Source organism: Glycomyces lechevalierae (genome assembly GCF_027622945.1).
Taxonomy (GTDB): domain Bacteria; phylum Actinomycetota; class Actinomycetes; order Mycobacteriales; family Micromonosporaceae; genus Glycomyces; species Glycomyces rutgersensis.
Genome location: NZ_JAPZVQ010000009.1, coordinates 44,360 through 51,091, shown reverse-complemented (window position 1 = coordinate 51,091; position 6,732 = coordinate 44,360). Strand labels below are relative to the sequence as shown.

Genomic DNA, 6,732 nt, shown 5'->3' with positions numbered 1-6,732 from the left:
GCGGGGCCCCCCCCGCGCGGTGCGCCCCCCCGGGGCCCCGGCCCCGGGGGGCGGCCCCCCCGCCCCCCCCCGCTGCGCAGCGCTTACGCGTTCAGGGACTCCCAGAACTCCAGGCGGTGCTCCGCGGTGAAGTCGACGTTCCGTGCGCCTTCGACGGTGAGCTGCCGGAAGCCGCAGCCGCCTTCGGCCTCGTGCCAGCGGCCGCGGCCGTCCGGGTCACCGGTGCGGGCGAAGGTGGTCCAGGACTTGACCATCAGGTCCGCGAGGGGCTCGACCTCGGCGCTGCGGTCCTCGAAGATCGTGGTGTCGAAGAGGAACGCGACGTCGACCATGTGGAAGGCGTCCATCTCCCAGGCCGGCGCCTCGGCGAAGGTGAAGTACGGGGTGCCGCTCACCGACAGCTCGTAGGCGTAGGTCGGGACCTGCCCGGCGAGCGCGTCCACCGTGGTCGCGGTGTCGGCGGCCCAGTCGGCGTCGGTCTGCACGGCCGCGAGGGCCTTCGCCGGGTGGTCGTAGTCGCTCAGCGGGTACTCGGCGGCGATCGCCTCGGCGTCCGCGCCGAACTGGTCGACCAGGGCCGGGGCGTACTCCTCGTCGGTCATCTCGTGCCCGGTCAGCATTTCGACGCCGGCGGTCATGAGCTGGTTCTCGTCGCGGTTGATGCCGATGAGCACGGGCACCTCGTTGACGTCGCCGGACGCGATCGCGTCAGCGGTGGCGACGGGCATGACGGGCCCGCCGACGGCCGGCTGCACCTCGAACAGGCCCGCCGTGGCCGCGTTCAACTGCTCGGGGGAGAGACCGCGCAGGCAGGCCTCGACGTCCTCGGCCTCGGGGCACAGCGAGTCGGCGATCGCGATGTCGCGGGCCTGGGCCTCCTCTCGTGAAGGGGCCCAATCGGAACCGCAGGGCGCGCTCTGCACGATCGCCTTGTCGAACAGGCCCGCCGAGCTCTCGGCGGCGAGGTGCGCGCAGACGTCGTAGCCGCCGCCGGACTCGCCGAAGATCGTCACGTTGCCGGCGTCGCCGCCGAAGGATTCGGCGTTGTCCTTGACCCAGCGCATCGCGGCCTGCTGGTCCTGCAGGCCGTAGTTGCCCGAGGTGGTCTCGCCGTCCTCGTCGAGTGCGGGGTGCGACATGCTCCCGAACAGGCCCTGCCGGTAGTTGACGGTGACGACGACCGCGTCGCCCTCGGTCACCAGGCGGGAGGGGTCGTACTGCTCGGCGGCGCCGTAGGTGTTGCCGCCGCCGTGGAACCAGACCATCACGGGCAGGTCGTCGGCGTTCTTCTCGGGGGCGTAGACGTTGAGGTAGAGGCAGTCCTCGTCGGTGCTGGGGATGCCCGGCATCGGGGCCGCGCCCTGAGCGCACACGTTGCCGAACTCCGTCGCCTGCCGCACCCCCTCCCACGGCTCGGCGGGTTCCGGTGCGGCCCAGCGCAGTTCGTCGACCGGCGGGGCGGCGTAGGGAACGCCGAGCCAGGAGCGGACGCCGTTGTCGGCGCTGCCCTGGAGCGCGCCGAGGTCGGTGTCGACGAGGGTCGGGTCGGCGGGGGAGGCGTAGGCGGCGGTCGTGCCGCACGCGATCGAGGCGGCGGTGATGCCGACGGCGGCGAGGCTCGCGGCGATGGTCTTGACGGTCTTGGGGAGGGCCATGGGGGTGCTCGCTTTCGATTGCTGCGGAACGGGGTTGATCCGCGTCTGGCAGAACCGTACCAAGGATTTGCGCAGATGCGCAAGGCGAATGCCTAAGAAATTTGCGCAAGACGTTCGCGCTAGGCAAACGTGCAGGTCGCTGTTAGGATCAGCCCCATGGGAAACCGGGAAGCGCTCCTCGACGGAGCCAAGCAGTGCCTGCTCGAGAAGGGCTACGACCGCACGACCGTGCGCGACATCGCCACCGCCGCAGGGGTGAGCATGGCCGCGATCGGCTACCACTACGGCTCCCGCGAGGCCCTGCTTCAGCAGGCGCTCTTCGCCTCCCTCGAAGACTGGGACGCCGGCCTGCAGGCCCAGCTCGCCAAGCTCGATGAGCCCAAGGGGCCCAAGCGCTTCGAAGCGGTCTGGAATCTGCTCATCGACCACATCAAGGCGAACAAGACGATGTGGATGGCCAGCTTCGAGCTCTTCATGCAGGCGCAGCGCATCCCCGAACTCGCCGAGGTCTACGCCAAGGGCCAGCCCGGCGCCCTCGCCGCGATGGCCGCCCTCGCGACCGGCGAGATCGAGGAGACCATCGACGCCGAGACCATCCGCACCGTCGGCGCCGTCCAACTGGCCCTCGTCAGCGGCATCGTCATGCAATGGATGTCCTACCCCGACAACGCCCCCGACCCCAAGGCCATCGCCGCCGGCCTGCGAGCCCTCACCGCCACCCTCGACTGAGGTTCGGACCAGAGCACCGTGCCCAGCAGGCGCTCAGCGGAGCTAGGCGCGCGGACCATGCTTGGAACGGTTACGCTCGGTGCGCGGCGCGGTGGTCGTGTCGCGGCGCATGATGAGGGAGCGGCCATGACCGACATGGACGGCATCGCGAAGTACCTGCTCGAAGCCGGGAACCTGAAGCGCATCAAGCGAACCGGCTGGTGGTTCGCCCAGATCAAGGACCCCGAGAGCGTCGCCGAGCACTCCCACCGCACCGCGCTCGTCGGCATGATCCTCGCCGCCCTCGAAGGCGCCGACCCCAACCGGACCGCGCTGCTCGGCGCGCTCCACGACACCCCCGAGACCCGCATCGGCGACATCCCGCACATCGGCCGCCGCTACCTCACCGCCGCGCCCGCCGAGGACATCGTCGCCGACCAGGTCGCCGACACCCCCGCGCCCGTCGCCGCGTTCATCTCGAGCGCCGTAGCCGAATTCGAATCCGGCGACACCCTCGAAGCGCGCTGCGCCAGAGACGCCGACAGGCTCGAATGCCTGATCCAAGCCGTCGAATACCGCCACACCGGTGCCGAAGTCCAGGAGTGGATCAGCAGCAGCATGAACGCCCTCAAGACCGAATCCGCCCGCGCCATCGCCGAAGCCGTCCTCACCGCCGACCCCCTTGCCTGGCAGAAGCCTCCACGCGATTGAGCGCGACCTGACACGCCTGCCAAACGTGTCATTCCCGCCCAAACCTCCCAGCGGTCCATAGGGTTCGAGTGAACTGACTCCTCACTCGATGGGACTTGCCTTGAGCGACACCGACCTTCACGGTTCCGACATCACCCGTTACGAAGCGGTCGAAGCGGAGGAGTCGGGAACACAGTGGACCGACGTGCCGTTCGTCAGTCGGTACACGGCGACGGCGGACGCGGTCAAGCAGGCCGGCGGCGAAGGTGCACTGAGCACCGCGTTCAGCATCGGAGGCGAGATCAAAGGACTCGGCGATGACGTGATGGGCGTCCTCACCGATCCGATCGGCACGCTCGTCGGCGCCGGGCTCACCATCGTCCTCGACCTGGTGCAGCCCTTCGACGACCTGCTCATGATGGTCTCCGGCGACGCCACCGAGATGCAGCGCCAGATCGACGTCCTCGGCCAGGTCGAGGCCGCGCTCGAGGCGCTCGACGGCGAGATCGCGAACGCGGCGGACGCCAATATGACCACATGGGACGGTGAAGCCGCCGCCGCGGCCGGCAACGCCATCGGCGGACTCGCCGCGACCGCCGGATCGATGAGTCAGCGCGCCAAGGACGTCGCCGCGCTGCTCGACTGGGCGCGCATGCTCGCCGAGACGATCTACGAGGTCATCAAGGCGGTCCTGACCGAGCTCGTCACGTGGGCCGTCACGCGCGGGATCGTCGCTCTCGCCGCGAGCGTGCCCACTGCGGGCGCCTCGGTCGCCGCGTTCCTCATGGACGCCGTCGTCTCCGCGTCCCGCATGCTGCTCAAGGCCACCAGGAAGTTCCAGTTCGCGCAGCAGATCTTCATGAAGCTGCTCAAGTTCCTGCGCGCCAATCCGGTCGTCGACCGTGCCGCCGGTGAGTACCGGCTCTGGAAGGAGCTTTTGTCCACCGCCGGTGCGGCCGTGGTCGACTCGGCGAAGGGCGCGGCCGCCGACGTCTACGGGCACGTCGCCGATGCGGGAGGAGACGCTCCCTCGATTTCCACAATGGTCGGCGACGCCACTCGCTGGCAGGTCGAACCCGACGAGCTGGAGGCGGCCGCCGCCGCCCTCGACGACCTGGCGCCGAACGCCGAGGCGATCGCCACGGCCGCAGGCGAAGCGGGCACAGCCGAGATGACTTGGGGCCTGCCCGGCCTGTTCTTCGCGGAGGCCTTCACGGAGGGCTGCGCGGAACTCGCGAACCTCACCGGCCTGCTCGGCGCCTCGATCGGCCGCCACGCCGACGGCCTGCGCCGATGCGCCGAGACCTACGCCCAGACCGACGCCGACATCGCCGCCGAGTTCGAAAGGCTCGCAGCCGAAACCGCGGGATGACGCCGTCTCATTCGGCGGTGATGTTCCTGAGTTCGTCTATGCCGCTGCGGATCAGCGCCGGGAGCCCCGGCGTGTCAGGACCGTTCACCCACTGCTCGAACGCGACCCGGAAGACCGCGAGGCCGGTCTCGGCGGCGAGAGCCGCGGCCAAGTCGGGAACGCCGCGTTCGCGCAGCGCCGCCGCCAGGCCCGCCGCCATGTGCGCCAGCTTCACCAGTTCGCGCTCCTGAAGCTCGGGGTTGGCGGCGATGACCGCCCGGCGGCGCAGTGCCCGCTCGCGTCGGCCCTCCAGTGCCTCGGCGAGATCGGCGATGGTCGCGGCGGTCACCTCGAACGGGCTGGCCGACTCCGGCGCGGCGGCCACCGATTCGGCGATGGCGCTGCTCATGGGCTCGGAGCCGAACAGCACCTCGCGCTTGTCGCTGAAGTGCCGGAAGAACGTCCGCTCGGTGAGCCCGGCGCGCTCGGCGATCGCGGCCACGGTCGTCTGCTCGAATCCGCGCTCGCCGAAGAGGTCGAGGGCGGCCTCCTCGAGTCGTCCGCGCGCATTCGGTTCCCATCTGGCCATGGCACGATTCTAGTTGACGTCAGTGACTGACATGAGATACGTTGATGTCAGGAACTGACATCAGGTGGTCCCGGCCAGGGACCACCGGTCGCAAGGAGGAACCCCATGCGCGTATTCGTCACCGGCGCCACCGGCTTCATCGGCTCGGCCGTCGTCCCCGACCTCATCGCCGCCGGCCACGACGTGGTCGGCCTCGCCCGCTCCGAAGCCAAGGCCGCAGCCCTCGAAGCCGCCGGCGCGCAGGCCCGGATCGGCACCATCGACGACCTCGACCTGCTGCGCGACGCCGCCGCGGACGCCGACGCCGTCATCCACCTCGCCTTCAAGCACGACATCGCCTTCAGCGGCGACTTCCCCGCCGCGGCCGCCGCCGACCGGACCGCCATCGACGCGTTCGGCGAGGCGCTGCGCGGCACCGGCAAGGCCTTCACCATCGCCTCCGGCGCCCTCGAGACCGCCCCCGGCGAGGTCGCGACCGAGCACGACCGCCCCGACCTGGGCGAGGGTTCGGGCGCCGCCGTCCGGCTCGCCAACGCCCAAGCGGTGCTCGACCTCGCCGACCAGGGCGTCCGCTCCTCGGTGGTGCGGGTCCCGATCGTGCACGGCGAGAACGACCCCGGCTTCCTCACGGTCCTTGTCGAGATCGCCCGCAGCCGCGGCGTCTCCGGCCATGTGGACGACGGCTCGGCCCGCTGGCCGGCCGCGCACCTCGCCGACGTCGCGACCGTGTTCCGCCTCGCGATCGAGAAGGCCCCGGCCGGATCGGTGCTGCACGCGGTGGACGACGAGGGCGTGCCGTTCCGCGAGATCGCGGCGGCCGTCGGCGCCGGGCTCGGCATCCCGACGGTCTCGGTGCCCGGCGATGAGGCGATCGCGCACTTCGGCTGGCTCGGCGCCTTCGCGGCCGTCGACCGCGGGGCTTCGAGCGACTACACCCGCGAACTCTTGGGCTGGAAGCCGAACGGGCCGAGCCTGCTCGCCGATCTCGAGCAGGGGCACTACTTCAAGTAGGGGAAGCGGCCGCCGGGCGGTGGGCCCGGCGGCTCCGGTCCCGGTCGGGACGGCGCTCAGCGCGCGATGTCGATGTAGACGACGTAATCGCCGTTGTCGGCCTGGAAGTCGTCCACATGGAAGCCGGCCTTCTCGTCGAGGCCGAGCGCGACCGACACGGTCCCCTCGAAGTCGCCGTTGAGCACGTACGCCTCCAGACTCCCCGCATCGACGGTGACCGGATCGGTCGGCGGGTCGGTCAGCGTCGGCTCGCCCTGGTCGTCGTGTGCCTGGGCGGGGTTGAAGACGAGCTGGATGAACGCGTCGCCGGGCAGGTCGACCGAGTCGCCGGATCCGTCGTAGACGATGTCGGTGCGGTAGCCGATCTCGTAGCCGGGCAGCGTGTCGAATTCGAAGGCGACCCGGTCGTAGCCGTCCTCCGGATGGCTGCCCACTCGAAGGTCCAACAGGATCGGCACCGGCGGGACGGTTCCGGAAAACGCTGCGGACACGTCGTCGGTCGGCCATGAGGTCGGCTCGGGCTCGGGTTCGGGCTCGGTGGTCTGCGGGCTCGGCGTCCCCGTGCCGCCGTCCTCCGCCGTAGTGGATTCCGTTGTGGGCGTGGGGCTCGGCGAGGGTTCGTCGGCATCGTCGTCCCCGCAGGCTGCAGGCAGCATTGCCAGTGCGAGGGCAACCGCTGCGAGAATGTTTCGTCTCATACACCAGGTTACCTTTCGGCGACGCGAAGT

At 70.4% G+C, this 6,732-nt stretch carries 7 protein-coding genes; 4 read left to right on the top strand and 3 right to left on the bottom strand.

What is annotated here, in order from left to right; translation table 11 throughout:
• Positions 1–83: 83 nt before the first annotated feature.
• The gene (locus O2L01_RS15195; RefSeq protein WP_270122809.1) at positions 84–1,655 is read right to left on the bottom strand and encodes a carboxylesterase/lipase family protein; all 1,572 of its coding nucleotides are present in this window, start codon (positions 1,653–1,655) and stop codon (positions 84–86) included.
• Between the two features lie 156 nt (positions 1,656–1,811).
• Here O2L01_RS15195 and O2L01_RS15190 point away from each other — a divergent pair, with 156 nt between their 5' ends.
• The 3 genes from O2L01_RS15190 (at position 1,812) to O2L01_RS15180 (ending at position 4,425) form a co-directional block, all read left to right on the top strand.
• Complete coding sequence (locus O2L01_RS15190) at positions 1,812–2,384, top strand: TetR/AcrR family transcriptional regulator (protein WP_270122808.1); 573 nt, start codon at positions 1,812–1,814, stop codon at positions 2,382–2,384.
• Positions 2,385–2,510: 126 nt separating this feature from the next.
• Complete coding sequence (locus O2L01_RS15185) at positions 2,511–3,074, top strand: HD domain-containing protein (protein WP_270122807.1); 564 nt, start codon at positions 2,511–2,513, stop codon at positions 3,072–3,074.
• A gap of 100 nt (positions 3,075–3,174) precedes the next feature.
• Complete coding sequence (locus O2L01_RS15180; RefSeq protein WP_270122806.1) at positions 3,175–4,425, top strand: hypothetical protein; 1,251 nt, start codon at positions 3,175–3,177, stop codon at positions 4,423–4,425.
• Between the two features lie 7 nt (positions 4,426–4,432).
• Here the strand turns inward: O2L01_RS15180 and O2L01_RS15175 are convergent, their stop codons facing one another.
• The gene (locus O2L01_RS15175; RefSeq protein ID WP_270122805.1) at positions 4,433–4,993 is read right to left on the bottom strand and encodes a TetR family transcriptional regulator; all 561 of its coding nucleotides are present in this window, start codon (positions 4,991–4,993) and stop codon (positions 4,433–4,435) included.
• A 105-nt stretch (positions 4,994–5,098) separates the two neighbouring features.
• Here O2L01_RS15175 and O2L01_RS15170 point away from each other — a divergent pair, with 105 nt between their 5' ends.
• Entirely contained in the window at positions 5,099–6,004 is a 906-nt protein-coding gene (locus tag O2L01_RS15170) for an NAD-dependent epimerase/dehydratase family protein (RefSeq protein WP_270122804.1), read from the top strand.
• Positions 6,005–6,060: 56 nt separating this feature from the next.
• On the opposite strand, the gene O2L01_RS15165 is transcribed toward O2L01_RS15170, so the two are convergent.
• Positions 6,061–6,702 (bottom strand): AMIN-like domain-containing (lipo)protein, encoded by a 642-nt coding sequence (locus O2L01_RS15165; protein WP_270122803.1) that lies wholly within the window; start codon positions 6,700–6,702, stop codon positions 6,061–6,063.
• Positions 6,703–6,732: the final 30 nt, after the last annotated feature.